The organism is Actinomadura alba (genome assembly GCF_014323705.1).
In the GTDB taxonomy this organism is placed as follows: Bacteria; Actinomycetota; Actinomycetes; order Streptosporangiales; family Streptosporangiaceae; genus Actinomadura_C; species Actinomadura_C alba.
This window is the reverse complement of record NZ_JABVEC010000004.1, coordinates 86800-104948: the sequence shown is the minus strand read 5'-3', so window position 1 is coordinate 104948 and position 18149 is coordinate 86800. Positions and strand designations below refer to the sequence as shown.

Here is an 18149-nt window from a genome sequence, read left to right as displayed (position 1 = left end):
CCACACGCCGGAACGCGTCGAAGAAAAGCGGTGAGGTACCCCTCAGCGGCCGGCGGCGGCGACCAGGGCGCGCCACTCCCGGACCAGCCCCGCGCTGACGGGGGCCTCCCATGATCCCTCGGGCCGGGCCGAGCCGCCGACATGGAACGAGCCGACACCCGCGGCCGCCAAAAGCGCGATGTGCCTGCGGCGCAGCCCGCCACCCGCCATCACGAGCCGGGCCGAGTCCGAGTTCTCCGCCACCCGGCGTACGAGCACATCGACCCCGGCGTCGACCCCGCGCGCCGACCCGGCGGTGAGCACGGTGTCGACTCCGGGCAGATCACGGACCGTCCGCCACGCGAGGGCCGGGTTGGCCGCGTGGTCGATGGCCCGGTGAAAGGTCCACGGCAGGGGCGAGACGACCGCGGCGAGCTTGCCGAGCGCCGCCAGGTCGACATGCCCGACCGAGTCGAGGAACCCGAAGACGAAGCCGTCCGCCCCGGCCCCCTTCAGCGTCTCGGCGGCCCTCCGCAGCCGGTCGAGCTCCGGCGCGGTGGTACGGAAGCCCGCGTTCGCCCGCAGCATCACCCTCAGCGGCAGCGACGTGACGGCCCGTATCTCGGCCACGACGACGGGATCGGGGGTGAGCCCGTCCGCGGCCATGTCCGCGGCCACCTCGAGCCGGTCGGCACCGCCTTCCTCGGCGGCCCGCGCGTCGGCGGCGTCCAGTGCAATGACCTCGAGCAGAGCCATGGCCTTCCCCGATCCGATCCCCCCGGAGTTCTTCGAGGTCAAGCCTAGGTGAACAGGCCCGCGCGACCCGGAAAGGCGCACACGCTTGACCTGTCGTTGGCAGGACGCGCAGCAGGCTTTCGCATTGATTGGTCGAACGATGACAGGATTGTGAACACCGTTACCAAGCTGGCGCTACCCATCGGTAACGCAACACGGTAACGTCCACCCATCCATCGCAGCGCTGATCCAAGGAGTGACCGTGCGCGAGTCCAGCGTCCCCGCCTTGGTGGAACTCCCTGATTCCGTCAACCTCGCCGACGTGCCCTTCACCCGCGCCACCGAACAGCCGGGCCGGATCGTCCTTCGGCGCCGGGACGGCTCGGCCTGGCGGGACGTGACCGCAGAGGGGTTCCGCGACGAACTCGTCCGCCTGGCGAAGGGGCTCATCGCCGCCGGCGTTGAGCCTGGTGACCGCGTCGGGCTGATGTCGCGGACCCGGTACGAGTGGACCTTGATCGACTACGCCGTCTGGACGGTCGGCGGTGTCACGGTGCCGATCTACGAGACCTCCTCTGCCGAACAGGCCGAGTGGATCATCGGGGACTCCGGAGCCAAGGCGGTCTTCGTCGAGACCGCGGCCCATGCCGCCACGATCGGCTCCGTACGTGAGAATCTGCCCGACCTCGCCCACGTCTGGACCATCGACGACGGCGCCGTGGGCGACCTCGGCGAGCGCGGCGGCGACGTCGACGACAACGTGATCGACAAGCGCCGCCGGACCCGCACGGGCACCGACCTCGCCACCATCATCTACACCTCAGGCACCACCGGCCGGCCGAAGGGGTGCGAGCTCACCCACTCCAACTTCGTGCTGCTCGCCCGCAACGCCACCGAGGGCGCTCTCGCCGAGGTCGTGCACGCCGGCGACGGATCGACCCTGCTCTTCCTGCCGCTGGCCCACGTCTTCGCGCGGTTCGTCCAGGTCCTGTGCGTCGAGGCCGGTGTCGTCCTCGGGCACGCCCCCGATGTCTCGAACCTGGTCGACGACCTCGGGTCCTACCACCCCACGTTCCTGCTCGCCGTCCCCCGCGTCTTCGAGAAGGTCTACAACGGCGCCGAGCAGAAGGCCTCGGCGGCCGGCAAGGGCAAGATCTTCCATGCCGCCGCCGACACGGCGGTGGCCTACAGCCGGGCCCTCGACACCGGCCGGCCGGGCCTCGGTCTCAAGATGAAGCATGGCCTGTACGACAAGCTGGTGTACGGAAAGCTGCGCGCCGCGGTCGGCGGGCAGGTCGGCTACGCGGTGTCGGGCGGAGCCGCGCTCGGTGAACGGCTCGGCCATTTCTTCCGCGGCGTGGGGATCACGATTCTCGAGGGCTATGGGCTCACCGAGACGACCGCGCCCGCCACCGTGAACACACCGAGCGGGACGAAGATCGGCACGGTGGGCAGGCCGCTGCCGGGAGTCACGGTCGCGGTGGCCGAGGACGGCGAGATCCTGATCAAGGGGATCAACGTCTTCCAGGGCTACTGGCACAACGAGGCGGCCGGCGACGAGAGCCTCAAGGACGGCTGGTTCCACACCGGCGACCTCGGGTCACTGGACGCGGACGGCTACCTGAGCATCACCGGCCGGAAGAAGGAGATCCTCGTCACCGCGGGCGGCAAGAACGTCGCGCCCGCCCCGCTCGAGGACCGGCTCCGCGCGCATCCCCTCGTCAGCCAGTGCCTGGTCGTCGGCGACGGCAGGCCGTTCATCAGCTGCCTCATCACCCTCGACCCGGAGGCCCTCGGTCCGTGGAAGGCACAGCACGGCAAGCCGGAGGGCATGACCGTGGCCGAGCTGCGTGACGATCCCGACGTCATCAAGGAGATCGACGCCGCGGTCGCCGCGGCCAACAGCTCCGTCTCACGAGCCGAGTCGATCAAGAAGTACCGCATTCTCGACGTCGACTTCACCGAGGCGGGCGGTCACATGACGCCCAGCCTGAAGGTCAAGCGCCACACGATCGCGAAGGACTTCGCCGACGAGATCGAGGGCCTCTACTCCTGACCGGCCCCACGTCCGGAACCACCCGACCGGCCGCGCGAACCCGCTGACGGGATCGCGCGGCCGGCGAGCGTGAGGTGCGCGGTCAGCAGCGCTGGCCGCGGTTGATGCAGTTGACCACCCGGGTCATCAGCCGGTCCGGCATCACGTTGGCGAAGTCCCCGTGGTCGGTGACCGGGTTGCGGAGCTGCTCGGGGAAGCTGTCCAGCGCGAAGACCCTCTGCGCGGGCAGGGCGTAGGAGATGGTCATCCGCAGCTGGGGCACCGCGCGGGTCCCCGCCGCGCAGCGGCCCGACCGGTCCGGGAACAGGATGTGGGTACGGTGGTTGGCGCTGTCGAGGTTGGCGCCGTCCCAGCAGCTGGCGAAGTCCAGGATCCGGGTCACCCGGCTGCCCCGCGGGCAGAGCGGGTACTTCGTGGTCACCCGGTTGGTGAATCCCGAGCAGGTCCACTGCGCGCGGGCGTTGGCCGGTCCGTTCGTCGTCGCCTTGGCGTCTCCGGTGACGGTGCGCAGGAAGCGCGGCATGGCGACGACCCGGCTGGTCGGGTTCCCGCGGAACTGCAGGGTCACCGTGGTCGGTGTGAGGACGCGGCCGACGTTGCCGTCCAGGCCGCCGCCCGGGGCGTCGGCGTCGGTGCCCTCCTGGTCGGTCCGGCGCAGCGCCGGCCAGAAGTAGACCGACTTGTCGCCGGACTGGCAGGTCGTCTCGGCCGCCGCGAGGCTCTCGTCCGTCGAGAACCCGTCCGTCGACACGTTGCCCACGTAGTCGTGCACGTGGTGGGCGCCGTTCGAAACGCCGGGTGCCACGATGAAGTTGTCGGAGTTGTGGTGCCCGTCCTGGTTGCGACCGCAGCGGGAGACGAAAGTGCCTCGGGACGCGTTCCGGCCCGGCCGCGGGTTCCGCACGTTCACTCCGACCTGCCGGATGTTCACGAAGTCATCGGCGGACGGCCCGGTCGGCGGGGCCTCCGGCGCCTCGGGGGGCTGAGCGCCCGCGTCCGGCGGCTCCCCCGCCCCACCGGACGGGTCCGCCGACGGCTCGACCGTGACATCGGCCGACGGATCGGCGGACGGATCGGCGGTGGGGACGCCCGGGGTCGGCGTCGCCGCGGCCGCGACCGGGGACGCGTTCAGAATCGTGGGTTCCCGGGTCGCTCTCGCCACCACCGTTCCGGCGACGAGCGTCAATACGGACAGCAGCGCCAAAAGACGCGCTTTCTTCGACATGTACATCTCCTGGGAAAAGGAAGCTGATCGGCTGATCGGCCACCGGAAAAGACCTCAATGAGCAGTTGTGAAGGGGCGCTCTCCGGCGTGGCGGCCAGACTCGAAAGCAGGGGGGATACGCATCACAGATCTCCAGGCCGTGCCGCTGCCCGCAGCGCCCGGTCCTCTCGGTGCTCTTTTGCCGGGCCGCGGCGAGTCCAGCGAACCGCAGGCTCTGTGGAACTGGACTCGTCGCGGCCCAACACGGTGCCCTGCCTGGGGGGATAGGCAGGGGGGCTACACCATGACCGATTCGAGGCGCGGATCTCGTGGACCCTCGGGACGGGAGAATCACTGCCCGCGCCACCGATCCTGGGTCACGAACCCGGCGACATTCAGGTTGTGGTTCTCACCATGCCGCCGATGCGCTTTCGGTACGGCACCACACTCCTTCCGCCTCCATTGCAGATCCGACGGGGATCACCAATGGGTACGTAAGAGATGGGGGCCGGGTTCACCGGAATCCGGGTTCAGTGGAGATCGCGGTAAAGGCGCGGGAAGTCCACGAGCCCGGTGCTCTCCAGGTACTGCATGTGCCGTGCGACGATCTTGAGACCGCGCTCGGCGAAGGCGCGGATCACCGGGTTCCCGGTGTTGGCGCGCACCTGAGCGATGATGGCGAAGACCTTGCCGTGGGCGACCCGGAGCCGGTGCACGAAGTGGCGGTCGTAGGGGTCTCCCTTCAACGCCGTCAGCTCGGCCATCCACGTCTCCTGCTCGCGCGTGGGACGGGTGGGGAGCACCACACCGAGCTGCTCGGCGACCTTGCGGACGTCCGCGTCGAGCTCCGCGTGCTCCTGCGCGAGGTGCGCGCCGATCTCCTTGACCTTCGGGCTGCGGGCGCGCTGCTGGGCCTGCTGCCCGGTCGGGGCCTCCCACAGGCCGGCCTGCCGGACCTTGACCAGGAGGTCCCGGTCGGTGCTCTCCAGCGGGCCGAAGCGGGTCTCGACCCGCGCGCCCGGGCGGCTCTGCCCGGTCTGGCCGTCCGCCGGATACACCGGTGGACGCAGGATCACGTACCCGACCGCGACGACCACCATCACCAGCGGGGTGGCCAGCCAGATCCTCTTGCGGCGCCGCAGCGGACGCCATCGCTTCGGCATGCTCAGTTCCTCCTCTCGGCCCGGACGTCCGGCGTCGTCAGACGCAGGGCGAGCGCCGGGCACATCGCGACGGCCCGTCGCGCGTTGCTTTCGACCCACGGCGGGATCCCGGTGTTCAGCACGATCGGATAGCCGTTGCGATCCAGCCGGATGATTTCCGGCACCAGATGGGCGCAGAGCCCGTGGCCGTCACAGCGCGTCCAGTCGACGGCCAGCCTGCCGTCGCCGCCCTCGATCATCGGCAGGGGCAGGAAGCCGCGTACCGGGAGACCGCATCCGCCACGGACCTCGTGCACTGTCAGGTCCTGCTCGAACACCTCGATGGCCGAGAGGGCGAACCTGGCCGTGCCGTCGGGGTGCGAGCAGGCGCCCCGGCCGCGGCCGATGCTCGCGGCCCGGCGCACCCCCTCGGGTCCGCCGCTGCCGTCGGCCAGCGCGTTGAGCGCCCGTACGACGTCGGGCAGGCCGAGCCGGCAGGGGCCGCACTGCCCCGCGGACTCGGCCGCGAGGTAGGACGTGATGCGGGTGACCTCGCCGAGCGGACACGTGCCCGGTGACAGCGGCAGGACGATGCCCGCCCCGAGGGTGCCGCCGGCGGCGGTGAGCCCCGCGCGCGAGACGGGCACGTGGGTCGCCACCGCGGGTGTCAGCCAGCCGCCGTGGTACCCACCGACGAGCACCCCCTGGCCGGCGGTCGTGCCGCATCGCTCCAGCACGGTGCCGAGCGGCGTGCCGATGGGCGTCTCCACGACCGTGCTCCCGCCCACCGTCAGCAGGACGGTGCCCGGCTCGGTACTGGTCCCCACGCCCGCGTACAGGTCGGCCCCCAGCGAGCTCAGCACGGCCAGCTGGGCGAACGTCTCGGTGTTGGACAGCAGCGTGGGGCGGCCGTCCACGCCGAAGTCGGCGGTGCGGACCTTGACGCCGGGCGGCACCGGCGTCTCACCGTTGACCGCGCGGACCACCGCGCCGCTCTCGCCCGAGATGAACCGCTCGGTCAGCTCGACCAGGCGCACGGGCAGCTTGCGCTCGGCGATGGCGGCGCGGATCGAGCGGAGGGCCGGCCCCTTCCCCGCCACCGCGATGATGATCTCGCGGCTCTCCAGTGCGTGCGCCGCGATCACGGCGCCGTCCAGGACCAGATGGGGGGCGCGGGTCAGCAGCACGTGGTCCTTGAGGCTGCCGGGCTCGCCTTCGGCCGCGTTCACCACCACGGCGATGTCGCCGGTGGTCATGTGCCGGCCGACCGCTCTGAGCTTGCGGGCGAAGGGGAAGGCGGCACCGCCCCGGCCGCGCAGATCGACCTGGTCGGCCATCGCCATGAGCTTGCTGAGGCGGGGTTCGTAGAGCCTGCCGTGCACCGCACGATGGCGGTCGAGGTCGAGCCGCTCGAATCGGTCGAACCCGAGCGTCAGCCTGGGCGCGTCGACGTGCGTGACCATCGGGCCCATGAGCGTCGGACCGGTCACCGGGACACCTTGATCCGCTCATTGGCCGCCTGCTGCGCGGAACGGCTCGCCTCGCGGGCGGCCTTCCGCTTCGCGGCCTTCGACCGGGACTCCTCGGGCAGTTCCTCCTCGCCGCCGCGGGGACGTACGGTCACCAGGCCCCGCGCCAGCAGCGCGACGCCGACGCCGGCCACGCACACCAGGTAGCTCCAGGTCACCCAGACGGGCGCCTGCCGCCCGGCGAGCAGGCCATGGATGATCGCGAGGATCCAGGCGGCGTAGGACAGCCAGTGCAGGGCACGCCAGAGCCACGGGCGGCGACCGGTCGCGAAGCGGGCCCGCGCCACGCCGGTGAGCGCGACGATGATCATGAGATGGGCGGCGACCGTGCCGAGTGCGATGGCGGACGTCCGGCCGATCGGCAGGAGCACCTGAACGACGTCGGCGTTCCTCGTGAGGATCTCGATCACAACGTGCGAGACGAGGAAGGCCATGGAGATCAGGGTCGCGGCCCGGTGCAGCGCCTGCGCGAGGATCCGGTGCTGGATCTTGAGGATCATGCGGTCTGTGGCGACGAGCCCGGCGACCATCGACACCGTCAGCCCGACCAGCGTGAACACACCGCTGTAGAAGTCCATGAAGTGCTGGATCTCGGTGACGACGACCGCGCCCGCAGGCGTGGCCGCCCCGATCAGCACACCGGCGGTGACGGCGATACCGGCCGGAACCAGCCATCGCACCCCGGGCTTCTCGGATTGTGGGGTATCCACTCACGGACCTCCCTATTTCTCTTCAACCGTTATGTCTGGAATGTCACTGACAAGAGGCGGATCGGGAGGAACGATGTCGGTCGGCCCGAAATTGGCCATCGACTCTCCCGGCATCACCTGGAGCACACCGCGCTCGGCCCAGCCGAGCAGCGGCTTCGCCCGCTCCTGAAAGGTCCACCCACCTATTCGCAGGCCGTTGAGAGGCACGTCATCGGCTCCCTGCCGGATGGCGAACCGCACCTGCGGCCGGCCGGCGGGGGCGCCGCCGCACGAACGGTCGGTGCCGATCCGCCCGAGGTAGTCACCCTGCTTGACGGTTCCGCCGTCCGGCACGTCGGTGACCTTCGTCATCTCGTAGTACTGCGTGGCCAGCCCATTGGGGTGGATCACCAGCAGGAGGCCCTTGTCGGACTCCGTGGTGCAGAAACGGTAGAGGCGCCCGTCACCCGCGGCCAGCACCCGGCCGTCCCCGCCCCGGAACGCCACGGCCCCGAGCGGGCGGACGCTCTCGCTCGCCCCCCGGTTCGCCATGATCGTCCACGCGTCTCCCGTACGCCACGGCAGCATGAGGCCCTCAGCGGAACCGCTGTCGGCGTCCGCGTCGCTGTAGCGGATGAGCAGTCGCTTCTCCGCGGCGGGGATCATCGCCACCGGCGCCTGCCGGACCATCGGCGAGAACTCCGGCGAGCCGGACAGCGCCATCCGCCATACGCCCTCGTCCCACCGCGCCATGAACAGCGTGACCTGCGGCATCACCGGCTGATCCGTCGGCGCCGGAATGGCCGTCGTGCCCAGTGCCCAGGTGCGGTCCCGGCTGAACCTGGTCGTGCCGACCACCGGCGGCCGGCTCGGCCGGACGCCGTACAGCTGCCGCGCCGCCGGGCCCCGTTGCGCCAGGGTGAACGTACTGACCTGCTGGGTCAAGGTCTCGGTGGGCGGCGCGACCCGTGTCCGCGACGGCGTCGACGGCGGTGGGCGCGGGCTCTGCTCGGGGATCTGGAGGAGGATCTCTCCGTCCGGCGGGGCCTCGGCTCTCCCTGCGAGCAGTACCCGCTCCACCACCGCGACCAGCGAAAGCACGATGACCATCACCACGACCATCCCGGCTACGGCCACGCGGTTGGCGAGGCGAGCCGTGCGCTCAAGGAACACGACCGTGTTCTTGCCATGCCTCCTGGCCACATCCCCTCCTCCACGAATCAGGCGCACAGCGAAGGGGTCGACGGCGCCACGACCGTAATGCCGTGGGGTGCCGCTCCCCAGACGCCGAGAGAATCCAGGCGGGAGCATACGCCCCAAAGACCACATCGATACTGGAAAGTAACCGGATTTACTCGAATCTCGTCAAAAGCGCGGCAAGTCAGAAAAAACTTTGGCATCCGGTGAACCCTCGACCTCTGCCGTACGTACTGCATGGCGACAATCGGTCGCACCGGGCAACCGGCCCGGGGAGGAGCGACATGGCAATGCCCAGCCGCCCCGGCTTCCGCCGACGGGGCAGGTCGGCGCCCGTCGGTGAAATGGACCGACGGGCCGGTCAGCATGCGCGTCCGGGCATGCCCGATCCAGGTTCCACCCCCGACGGGGGCAGGCCCCCCGCCGATGTGATCCGCCTCACCGCTGCGCTGCAGGGTGACGCCGGTGGAACGGAGGCAGCGATGGCAGGTCATGGCCGGGGTTCGGCCGGACGAGGCGGGTCGCAGGTGGGGCAGCTCATCAAGCTGCGACAACTGTCGAAGCCCGGCCGCAGGAAGGGCGCCGACGAGGCGCTCGCCGCAGCGCTCTACCGTGATTTCCATGAGCCGCTGCTCGGCCTGGTCATCAAGCTCACCGCCGGAGACCGGCAGTGGGCCGAGGACATCGTGCAAGAGACGCTCCTTCGCGCGTGGCGTTCCGCCGACCAGCTCTACGGGGACGAATCACTGATGCCCTGGCTGGCGACGGTGGCCCGCAGACTCGTGATCGATGACTGGCGCCGGCGCAGATCGCGGCCCATGGAGGTCAATGACGATCCGCTCGAGGAGATGCCCGACACCGATAAGTGGGAACAGTTGCTCCAGTCGATAACGGTGAACGAGGCACTGCGTTCGCTTTCCCCCGTGCACCGTGAAGTGCTCGTCGAGACCTTTCTTCGCGACCGCTCGGTCAATGAGGCCGCCAAGGTCCTCGGTGTACCAGTGGGTACGGTGAAGTCACGATGTTTCTACGCGTTGCGTGCCCTCAGGGTCGCGCTGGGCGAGACGGGACTGGCACCGTGAACGGACGCGTGGAACACACCGATGTCGCCGCCTACTCTCTCGGCCTGCTCGAAGAAGAGGACAAGCGCGCGTTCGAACTGCATCTTCTGCAGTGCCCCGCGTGCCGCGAGGAGCTCCGTGGCCTGCGTGGCATCTCCACGCTGATGCACGGGCTCGACAAGAGGCTCGCCACGCCGACGCCCGCACAGGGCACCGACGACCTGCACGTGCTGCTCCGCCGGTGCTCCGAGACCCGGCGGCGGCACAGCCGGCAGCGGTGGCTGGTCGCCGCCGCCATGCTGATCGTCCTGCCGGTCGGAGGCGGCCTGGCCTGGTCGGCGCTGAACCCGTCCGATCCAGGAACGGGCGGCCGCGGCGCGACGGCCTCACCCCGCGCCGCCGAGCTGCTCAGCTCGGGTGAGCGCTTCACCGGAACCTCGCCGACCGATGTCACGGCCACGGTCGCCGTCGAGGGCAAGGCGTGGGGAACCGGCGTGACGCTTCAGGTCACCGGAGTCCAGGGGCCGCTCCTCTGCCGCCTCGTCGCGCTCGACCACGCCGGCGGTGAAGAGACCGTGATGAGCTGGCAGGTGGCCGCGCCCGGCGACCGGACCGCCGCACAGGCCGGGCCCCTCGTCATCAGCGGTAGCGTCGCCACGGCGCGCGACCAGATCAACCGGTTCGAGATCCGCGCCTCCGACGGCGAGGTCCTGTCCACCGTGCCGGTCCAGTGACCGGCCGAAGGCGCATGCCGGGCACCGCCGCGGCCGCCGTCCACACGCGCGCCGCTGACCGGCCTCCGGCCCCCGCTCCCGAACGCACGAGTAGTGTTCTGCTCATGCGGGTGGTCATCGCGGGTGGACACGGGCAGATCGCACTGCGTCTCGAGCGGATCCTGTCCGCGCGCGGCGACACCGTACTCGGGCTGATCCGCGACCCGGCACACGCCGGCGACGTCACCGCCGCGGGCGCCGACCCCATCCTGTGCGACCTCGAAGCGGCCGGTGTCGGCGAGCTGGCCGCCCACCTCGCCGGAGCCGACGCGGTGGTGTTCGCCGCGGGCGCCGGCCCGGGCAGCGGAGCGGCCCGCAAGGACACCGTCGACCGCGCCGCGTCGGTCCTGCTCGCCGACGCCGCCGAGCGGGCCGGCGTACGCCGGTTCCTGCAGGTCTCCTCGATGGGCGCGGGTGAACCGCCCCGGCCGGGCACCGACGACGTGTGGGCGGCCTACGTCAAGGCGAAGGGCGCGGCCGAGGACGATCTACGTGGTCGCGACCTCGACTGGACGATCCTGCGGCCCGGGCGGCTGACCGACGATCCGGGAACCGGCCGGGTCACTCTCGCCGCGCCCCCCGTTCCGCGTGGAGCGGTCAGCCGGGACGACGTCGCCGCCGTCCTGACCGCGCTTCTGGACACCCCGGCCACGCGGCGAACGCTCGAACTCGTCGGCGGGGAAACCCCCATTGACGAGGCCGTCCCCCGGGGCGCCGGGTCCTGACCCGTCCGGGGCGGCAGCGCCGTCCGCGAACAGGATCGTGTCCGGCTGGGCCTTCGGCACTCTCCGCGTCCGTGACGCTACCGGATCACATCACCTCGGAACCGTAAATCCACATTTCGACCGCAGATGTCCGCATACTGCGTAAGGTTTCGCCCCATGGCTCGCTAAAAGCCAGCCCGCCCGCCCCGGGTGCCCGCACGGCCTCCGGCACGCCGGGAGAAAACGATCAATCGATGTGACAGGGATGGAAGCCTCAACGCTGGAATACATGAAGACCACTCAAGTGCAGCGCCGGGTGCCGTGCAGATCATCGTGCACCAGATGGAGGAGACGCCGCTCATGACACTGCTGTGGCGTGTCCTGGCCATGATGATCTTCTGCTCCGGCTGCCTCGACTCCGGACCGTCCAGGACGTCCGGCGCGGACCGGTCCGGGGCCACCCCTCCCGCCGGCGACGAGGCGGCACCGCTCCCGCAGCCGGAACCAGAACCGGAACCGGAACCGGCCATGTTGACCAAGGCCGAGGCCGCCGAACGCTACCTCGAGAGCGTGCGGCCCTACAACGCCGCCCTGGACGAATTCGAGACGGCGGCCCGTGCGGACCGGCCATGGACGGAACTGCGGGTACTGGCCGGGCGGGTCGCCGCGGCCAACGCAGCGCAGGTCCGGATCCTCCGTGCGACGACCTGGCCGGAGGAGGTGCGCGGCGAGGTCACCGCACTGATGGCCGCCTCCGTCCGGGCCGGCCGGTACTGGAGCACCGCCGCCGGAGCGGACGAACCACAGCGGTTCAGGGCGGCCGTACTCCGCGCGGCGGGGCTGTCCGGCAAGCCGGAGGCAACGGCGCTGCGTCACGCACTCGGCCTTCCCCCGCAGCCCCGCGGCTGACGTCGACGCCGCGGGCCACCGACCGGCATGACCTCGTGCTCGCCCGCTCCCCCCCGAGCGTCGCCGCGCCCGGCCGGTGAGTCAGCCGGTGAGAATGTCGCCGAGCCGCTGGGCCTGGACCTCCCAGCGCCACTCGCGCTCGACCCAGGACCTGCCCTTCTCCCCCATCGCCCGGCTCCGCGCGGGGTCCCTCAGCAGCCCGCTGACCGCGTCGGACACGGCGCTGACCGTGCGACCGGGGACGACCAGCCCGGTCTCGCCCTCGAGCACGGCATCCGGAGCACCGCCGGAGTCACCGGCGATCACCGGCAGCCCGGTCGCCGACGCCTCCAGGTAGACGATTCCGAGCCCTTCGACGTCGAGACCTCGCCGGCGGGTACGGCACGGCATCGCGAACACGTCGCCGGCGTCGTAGTGCGCGGGGAGTTCCTCCCAGGGCACCGATCCGGTGAACCGCACGGAGGAGGTGACCCCATGCGACGCGGCGAGATCCTCCAGCCGCCGGCGGTGGGGACCGCCGCCGACGAGCAGGAGCGCGGCGTCCGGCACGGCGCGCAGCACCCGCGGCCAGCCGGCGATGAGCGCGTCCTGTCCCTTACGGGGGACCAGCCGGGACACGCAGACCGCCACGGGCCGGTCGGTCAGGCCGTGCCGTCGCCGGATCTCGGCGCCGCCGGCACCGGCGTGGAACGCCTTCTCGTCGACCCCCGGGGCCAGCCGCGCCATGCGCGCGGCAGCGCCGGACGACAGCACGCGGACCATCCGGGAACGGGTGTACTCCCCCAGGTAGGTGAGCACGTCGACCCCGTCACCGATGCGTCGCAGCAGCGATCCGGCCACCGGCAACTGCGCCCAGCCCGCCTCGTGCCCGTGCGTGACCGCGACGAACCGCTCCACCCCGTACCGCCTCAGCGACGGTGCCAGCAGGCCGAGCGGCGCCGCCGCGCCGAACAGCACAGTGTCGCAACCCTCGGACCGGGCCAGCCGCCCCGCCCTCCGCAGCACGGACGGCACCGGCAGCATCAACGAGGTCGGGTGGCGCACGACCGGGAACGGCTGCTCGGCGTCGAACTCTCGCGCGCCCTTCCACGAGGGGGCGTACACCACGACCGAACCGGGCGGCCGGCGCAGCGCGAGGTTGTGCACGAACGCCTGGATCCCGCCCGGCCTGGGCGGGAAGTCGTTGGTGATCACAAGTGTCTTGGTCATCGCGGCCAGCATGCCACGCCCGCCGGCGGCTCCGGCGGCGGGGCGGTGGCCACGGACACGGACACGGACGAGCCCGCCACCCAGGACGGGTGGCGGGCTCCGGACGTTCGCGGGGCCGGGCTCAGCTCCGGTCGCCGGTTCCGCTGCCGGAACCGATGGCGGTGGCCCGCTCACCGTCCTCGACGGCGGCGTGCTCACCGTCACCGTGACCGTTTCCGTGGCCGTTCCCATGGCCGGCCTCGATCGGGATCGAGTCGACGTTCCAGAAGCGGTTGAGCCGCAGCCGCAGGTGACCGAGCGGGTTCCGGCTGCCCGGGGCCGGGATGCCGTTGTCGTCCCGGGCGGCCGGCAGCGACTTGCCCTCCTCCTTGCTGAGGATGACGGCCGCCTGCTCCTCGGGTGCCTCAAGGTGCACCTCGATGAACTCACCGCTCGGCATCATCTTGATGACGCCGCTCTCGTAGCCGTGTGCCATCGTCGCGGCGTCGCTGCGTTGCAGGCCCAGGCAGATCCGCTTGGTGATCATAAAGGCCAGGAACGGCCCGAGGAGCACGGCGAACCGGAAGAACCAGGTCGTGGCGAACAGCGAGACGTGGAACCGCTCGGCGATGACGTCGTTGCCGCCGGCCAGCCAGAGCAGGCCATAGAAGGTCACCACGGCGACACCGGTGGCCGTGCGCACCGGAGCGTTGCGCGGGCGGTCGTTGATGTGGTGCGACCGCTGGTCGCCCGTCGCCCACCGTTCGATGAACGGGAACAGCGCGGCGCCGGTGAAGATGATGCCCAGCGGGACCAGCGCCGGGATCATCACGTTCCAGCTGAGCGTGTGACCGAGGACGTTCGTCTCCCAGTTCGGCATGAGCCGTAGAGCGCCTTCGAGAGCGCCCATGTAGAAGTCCGGCTGAGAACCCGCAGAGATCGCGCTCGGGTCGTACGGCCCGAACAGCCAGATCGGGTTGATCTGGGCGAACGTCGCGAGCAGCGCGAGCACTCCGAAGATGTACAGGAAGTACGCGCCCTGCTTGGCCATGTACAGCGGGTAGAACGGATAGCCGACGACGTTCTGGTTGGTCCGGCCCTTGGTCGGCATCTGGGTGTGCTTCTGATGCCACATGATCATCAAGTGCGCGACGATCAGTGCCAGCATGATGCCCGGGATCAGGAGAACATGGATCGTGAACAACCGCGGGATGATGCTCTCGCCGGGGAACTCCCCGCCGAACAGGAACAGGTAGAGGTACGTGCCCACGACGGGGATCGACTGCGCGACCCCCTGGAGGATCCGCAGACCCGTGCCGGACAGCAGGTCGTCGGGGAGCGAGTAGCCGAACAGCCCCTCGAGCATGCCGAGCGTGAACAGGCCGATGCCGATCAGCCAGTTCAGCTCGCGCGGCTTGCGGTAGGCGCCGGTGAAGAACACCCGCAGCATGTGGGCCATGATCGCGGCCATGAACAGGATGGCCGCCCAGTGGTGGATCTGCCGCATGAGCAGTCCGCCGCGCACATCGAAGGTGATGTGCAGCGTCGAGGAGTAGGCCTCGCTCATCTTGACGCCGTTCAGCTTGGTGTACGAGCCGTCGTACACCACCTCCAACATGCTCGGCTTGAACCAGAGCGTGAGGAAGGTGCCGGTGAGCAGCAGGATGACGAAGGAGAAGAGGGCGATCTCACCGAGCATGAACGACCAGTGGTCCGGAAAGGCCTTCTTCATGTTGCGCTTGAGGAAGGTCGACGAGCCCAGCCGGTCGTCGAGGAAGGTCAGCGGCGCGTCCACCGCCTTGGGTGCCTGTACGTCGCTCATCCGCGCTCCCAGAAGCTCGGGCCGATCGGCTCGGGGAAGTCGGCGGTGGCCACGAGGTAGCCCTCGTCGTCCACCGAGATCGGCAACTGTGGCAGGGGCCTGGCCGCCGGACCGAAGAGAACCTTGGCGCCGTTGGTCGCGTCGAAGGTCGACTGGTGGCAGGGGCACAGGATGTGGTGCGTCGTCTGCTCGTACAGAGCGGCGGGGCAGCCCACGTGCGTGCAGATCTTGGAATAGGCCACGATCCCGTTGATGTGCCAGTTCTCCCGGCCCTTGACCGGCTTGAACTTGTCCGCGGGAATGTTGATCAGCAGCACCGCCGCCTTGGCGATCTCGTTGAGCGGCTCATGTGTCTTCTCCACACCCTCCGGGATCACCGTGATGATACCGCCGGGCGAGTTGAAGTCGCTAGCCTTGAGCGGGGTCTCCGTGCCGTCCACCAGAAGCCGGACCCCCTTCTTGCCGGAGCGCTGGGCGGCCTTGGCCGCCTCGCCCCAGAAGGTGTGGCGCAGTCGCTTCTCCGGCAGCGGTCCGAGGTCGCGCAGCAGGAGGAGCGGCGCCAGGCCGAGCGGGGCCACCGCGAGGAGCAGGGTGCGCCGGAGCAGCGGCCGCTTGGTGAGGCCGGTCTCCTCGGCGCCCTGAAGGAAGCTGTCTGTGAAGCCCTGCTTCTCCTCCGGCGGCGTGGCCAGCTCGCTGCGCTGTTGGACGAGCGGCTGGGTCGTCATGACCCGGCGCACCCAGACCGTCACGCCCATCGCGATCCCGAGGAACGCCACCGTCATCGCGCTGCCGAGCGCGTAGTTGGATTCCCGGGCTCGGTGGATGCCGTGCATGCCGCCGTCGCGCCCGCTGAAGCCGATGAAGTAGACGATGAAGGCGAGGCTGCCCAGGAAGGCCAGGAGGAAGAACGTCGCGACGACGCGTTCGGCCTTCCTCGCCGATCGTTCGTCGAATTCCACGCCGGGCCTGTCCGCCGGCGGCCCCTCGTCGGACGCGATCAGTTGCCGCTCCCCGGCCGGAGGCGGCGTTCCGATCACGCGCTTCGGGGCGCGGCCTTCGCCACCATCGGTGCCACCGGTGGCCTTGGGCTCCTGCGAGCCTTCGATTTCGTTGTTGTCAGTCATGCTGCTTCTTGGGCTTCCTGGCAGTGATCCACATCGCGGCGAGGACGAGAAGGCCCATGCCGACCGTCCATCCGGCGATCCCCTCGGCCACGGGTCCGATCCGGCCCAGGCCGTTGCCGCCCGGGTTGGGCTCCTCACGGGTCTGCACCACGTAGGCGATGATGGCGCGCTTGGCCTCGGGCGTCAGCGTGGTGTCGTTGAACAACGGCATGGCGTACGGGCCGGTGAGCATGGCCTCGTAGATCTGCGTCGGCGTCGACTCGTCCAGCGGCGGAGCGTACTTGCCCCCGGTCAGCGCGCCACCGGACCCCGCGAAGTTGTGACACTGCGCGCAGTTGGTCCGGAAGAGCTTGCCGCCGAGCGCGACGTCGCCCTTCTCGGGGTCGACCTGCTCCGGAGCCGGGATCGTGGGGCCGCCGCCGAGCGACTGGACGTAGGCCGCGACGTCGGCGACGTTCTTCGGGTTCCGGAACACCTCTACGGGCTTCTTGCGCGGCATCTGGGCGCCCGGGTTCATCGCGGGCATCCGGCCGGTGCTGACCTGGAAGTCGACCGACGCGGCGCCGACACCGATGAGGCTCGGCGCGATCTGCCGGCCCTTCTCGTCCTTCGTGCCCTGGGCGTTCAGGCCGTGGCAGCTCGAGCAGTTCTGGTTGAACAGTTGCTTGCCGTTCGCCATGTCCTGCGCGGCGGCGGCCGAGTTGCTCGCCTCAGCGGTATCGGCCTTGGGCGAGAACCCCGCGTAGACGACGCCGGTGGTCGCGAGCGCGACCAGCACGACGGCGTAGCCGGCCCAGGGGCGCCGTCGCCATGCGGTGAACCGTTTCACGAATTTCCTCGTTCCGGGTTACTTGATCAGGTAGATGGTCGCGAACAGGCCGATCCACACCACGTCCACGAAATGCCAGTAGTACGACATGACGATCGCGCTCGTCGCCTGCTCATGGGTCCAGCGTTTGGCGGCGTAGGTGCGTCCGAGCACGAAGAGGAACGCGATCAGGCCGCCGGTCACGTGCAGCCCATGGAACCCCGTGGTCAGGTAGAACACCGAACCATAGGCCGAGGACGACAGGCTGAGACCTTCGACGGTGACGAGCTTGTGGTACTCGAAGAGCTGCCCGCCCACGAAGTAGGCACCCATCAGGAAGGAGATGAGGTACCAGATGCGCAGCTTGCGCACGTCGCCGCGCTCGGCGGCGAAGACGCCCATCTGGCACGTGACGCTCGACAGCACCAGGACGACGGTGTTGAACCCCGAGAACGGCAGATCGAGGTGACCACCCGGCCACTCGCCGCCCTGACCCTTGGTCACCGAACGGATCGTGAAGTACATCGCGAACAACGCCGCGAAGAACATGAGCTCGGACGACAGCCAGACGATCGTCCCCACACTCACCAGGTTGGGACGGTTCGCCCGAGCACGGGGTGCTGTCTCTATCGCGGATGTTGTTGCCACGGGCAGCATTATTACGGCACCTGCCCGCCGAGCGTGCACGACCCCCCGTAGTAGCCGCTCTCCGGCCGATCAGTGCCACCGTACAGCCGACCCGGTAGCCTTGCCCGCATGAGCATCGCCGGCCCTTTGCACTCCGGCGGGGAGTCGTCTCCGACCTCCGCCGTCATGAAGGTTCTCGTCTACAGCGACGACGCCAACACCCGCGCCCAGGTACGGATGGCGATCGGCCGCCGGCCCGCGGCGGATCTCCCGCAGGTCGAGTACGTGGAATGCGCGACCCAGCCGGCCCTGATGTCGCTGCTCGACGAGGGCGACATCGACGTGGCCGTGCTCGACGGCGAGGCGCAGCCCTCCGGTGGCCTCGGCATCTGCCGGCAGGCCAAGGACGAGATCTACGATTGCCCGCCGGTGCTCGTCATGATCGCCAGGCGTGACGACGGCTGGCTCGCCACCTGGTCGCGCGCCGACGCCGTCGTCGGCCGGCCGCTCGACCCGATGGCCCTCGCCGCCGCGGTGGCCGACCTGATGCGGCAGCGGGCGTCCCGCCTGCCCGCCCTGTAGTAAGCCGGCCCGACCGGCCG

General features: G+C 70.1%; 17 protein-coding genes. 6 read left to right on the top strand and 11 right to left on the bottom strand.

Annotation, left to right across the window (positions count from 1 at the left end):
• Positions 1-42 precede the first annotated feature (42 nt).
• The gene (locus HKK74_RS07765) at positions 43-735 is read right to left on the bottom strand and encodes a copper homeostasis protein CutC (RefSeq protein WP_187242397.1); all 693 of its coding nucleotides are present in this window, start codon (positions 733-735) and stop codon (positions 43-45) included.
• 241 nt (positions 736-976) lie between these two features.
• On the opposite strand from HKK74_RS07765, the gene HKK74_RS07760 reads away from it, so the two are divergent.
• Positions 977-2770, top strand: a complete 1794-nt coding sequence (locus tag HKK74_RS07760; RefSeq protein ID WP_187242396.1) for an AMP-dependent synthetase/ligase — start codon at positions 977-979, stop codon at positions 2768-2770.
• 82 nt (positions 2771-2852) lie between these two features.
• Here HKK74_RS07760 and HKK74_RS07755 read toward each other — a convergent pair whose 3' ends face one another.
• From HKK74_RS07755 to HKK74_RS41300, 5 genes are all read right to left on the bottom strand, one after another.
• Entirely contained in the window at positions 2853-3995 is a 1143-nt protein-coding gene (locus HKK74_RS07755) for a DUF1996 domain-containing protein (RefSeq protein WP_187242395.1), read from the bottom strand.
• Positions 3996-4504: 509 nt separating this feature from the next.
• Complete coding sequence (locus HKK74_RS07750; protein WP_187242394.1) at positions 4505-5137, bottom strand: DUF4142 domain-containing protein; 633 nt, start codon at positions 5135-5137, stop codon at positions 4505-4507.
• A 2-nt stretch (positions 5138-5139) separates the two neighbouring features.
• Positions 5140-6606 carry a ferredoxin gene (locus tag HKK74_RS07745; RefSeq protein WP_312881333.1) on the bottom strand — a complete coding sequence of 489 codons (1467 nt, stop codon included), beginning with the start codon at positions 6604-6606 and terminating at the stop codon, positions 5140-5142.
• The gene (locus HKK74_RS07740; RefSeq protein WP_187242393.1) at positions 6603-7355 is read right to left on the bottom strand and encodes a hypothetical protein; all 753 of its coding nucleotides are present in this window, start codon (positions 7353-7355) and stop codon (positions 6603-6605) included. The genes HKK74_RS07745 and HKK74_RS07740 overlap by 4 nt, the downstream gene beginning before the upstream one ends.
• Positions 7356-7367: 12 nt before the next feature.
• Positions 7368-8537, bottom strand: a complete 1170-nt coding sequence (locus HKK74_RS41300; RefSeq protein ID WP_187242392.1) for a M23 family metallopeptidase — start codon at positions 8535-8537, stop codon at positions 7368-7370.
• Positions 8538-9013: 476 nt separating this feature from the next.
• Here HKK74_RS41300 and HKK74_RS07730 point away from each other — a divergent pair, with 476 nt between their 5' ends.
• The 4 genes from HKK74_RS07730 (at position 9014) to HKK74_RS07715 (ending at position 11978) form a co-directional block, all read left to right on the top strand.
• Positions 9014-9613 carry a sigma-70 family RNA polymerase sigma factor gene (locus HKK74_RS07730; protein WP_187242391.1) on the top strand — a complete coding sequence of 200 codons (600 nt, stop codon included), beginning with the start codon at positions 9014-9016 and terminating at the stop codon, positions 9611-9613.
• Entirely contained in the window at positions 9610-10326 is a 717-nt protein-coding gene (locus tag HKK74_RS07725; protein ID WP_187242390.1) for an anti-sigma factor family protein, read from the top strand. The genes HKK74_RS07730 and HKK74_RS07725 overlap by 4 nt, the downstream gene beginning before the upstream one ends.
• 104 nt (positions 10327-10430) lie before the next feature.
• The gene (locus HKK74_RS07720; protein WP_187242389.1) at positions 10431-11090 is read left to right on the top strand and encodes an SDR family oxidoreductase; all 660 of its coding nucleotides are present in this window, start codon (positions 10431-10433) and stop codon (positions 11088-11090) included.
• Positions 11091-11411: 321 nt separating this feature from the next.
• Complete coding sequence (locus HKK74_RS07715; RefSeq protein ID WP_222721993.1) at positions 11412-11978, top strand: hypothetical protein; 567 nt, start codon at positions 11412-11414, stop codon at positions 11976-11978.
• 81 nt (positions 11979-12059) lie between these two features.
• Here HKK74_RS07715 and HKK74_RS07710 read toward each other — a convergent pair whose 3' ends face one another.
• The 5 genes from HKK74_RS07710 to ctaE all read right to left on the bottom strand — a co-directional run bounded on the left by HKK74_RS07710 (position 12060) and on the right by ctaE (position 17577).
• On the bottom strand, positions 12060-13187 hold the full coding sequence (locus tag HKK74_RS07710; protein ID WP_187242387.1) for a glycosyltransferase family 4 protein: 1128 nt from the start codon (positions 13185-13187) through the stop codon (positions 12060-12062).
• Positions 13188-13308: 121 nt separating this feature from the next.
• Positions 13309-14988, bottom strand: a complete 1680-nt coding sequence (gene qcrB, locus HKK74_RS07705; RefSeq protein WP_187242386.1) for a cytochrome bc1 complex cytochrome b subunit — start codon at positions 14986-14988, stop codon at positions 13309-13311.
• Positions 14985-16112: a cytochrome bc1 complex Rieske iron-sulfur subunit gene (gene qcrA / locus HKK74_RS07700; RefSeq protein ID WP_187242385.1), complete on the bottom strand. Its 1128-nt coding sequence runs from the start codon at positions 16110-16112 to the stop codon at positions 14985-14987. The genes qcrB and qcrA overlap by 4 nt, the downstream gene beginning before the upstream one ends.
• The gene (gene qcrC, locus HKK74_RS07695; RefSeq protein WP_187242384.1) at positions 16105-16941 is read right to left on the bottom strand and encodes a cytochrome bc1 complex diheme cytochrome c subunit; all 837 of its coding nucleotides are present in this window, start codon (positions 16939-16941) and stop codon (positions 16105-16107) included. Before qcrC ends, qcrA begins: the two co-directional genes overlap by 8 nt.
• An 18-nt stretch (positions 16942-16959) precedes the next feature.
• Complete coding sequence (ctaE, locus tag HKK74_RS07690; protein WP_187242383.1) at positions 16960-17577, bottom strand: aa3-type cytochrome oxidase subunit III; 618 nt, start codon at positions 17575-17577, stop codon at positions 16960-16962.
• A gap of 99 nt (positions 17578-17676) precedes the next feature.
• Here ctaE and HKK74_RS07685 point away from each other — a divergent pair, with 99 nt between their 5' ends.
• Positions 17677-18129, top strand: coding sequence for a DNA-binding transcriptional response regulator (locus tag HKK74_RS07685; protein ID WP_246491326.1), 453 nt, complete (start codon positions 17677-17679; stop codon positions 18127-18129).
• Positions 18130-18149 lie beyond the last annotated feature (20 nt).

Coding starts and splice junctions, on each gene's coding strand:
- HKK74_RS07720 (WP_187242389.1), top strand. CDS start 10,431: ATGCGGGTGGTCATCGCGGGTGGACACGGGCAGATCGCACTGCGTCTC.
- HKK74_RS07755 (WP_187242395.1), bottom strand. CDS start 3,995: ATGTCGAAGAAAGCGCGTCTTTTGGCGCTGCTGTCCGTATTGACGCTC.
- HKK74_RS07685 (WP_246491326.1), top strand. CDS start 17,677: ATGAGCATCGCCGGCCCTTTGCACTCCGGCGGGGAGTCGTCTCCGACC.
- HKK74_RS07715 (WP_222721993.1), top strand. CDS start 11,412: ATGGAGGAGACGCCGCTCATGACACTGCTGTGGCGTGTCCTGGCCATG.
- HKK74_RS07750 (WP_187242394.1), bottom strand. CDS start 5,137: ATGCCGAAGCGATGGCGTCCGCTGCGGCGCCGCAAGAGGATCTGGCTG.
- ctaE (WP_187242383.1), bottom strand. CDS start 17,577: ATGCTGCCCGTGGCAACAACATCCGCGATAGAGACAGCACCCCGTGCT.
- qcrA (WP_187242385.1), bottom strand. CDS start 16,112: ATGACTGACAACAACGAAATCGAAGGCTCGCAGGAGCCCAAGGCCACC.
- HKK74_RS07730 (WP_187242391.1), top strand. CDS start 9,014: ATGGCAGGTCATGGCCGGGGTTCGGCCGGACGAGGCGGGTCGCAGGTG.
- qcrB (WP_187242386.1), bottom strand. CDS start 14,988: ATGAGCGACGTACAGGCACCCAAGGCGGTGGACGCGCCGCTGACCTTC.
- HKK74_RS07765 (WP_187242397.1), bottom strand. CDS start 735: ATGGCTCTGCTCGAGGTCATTGCACTGGACGCCGCCGACGCGCGGGCC.
- HKK74_RS07710 (WP_187242387.1), bottom strand. CDS start 13,187: ATGACCAAGACACTTGTGATCACCAACGACTTCCCGCCCAGGCCGGGC.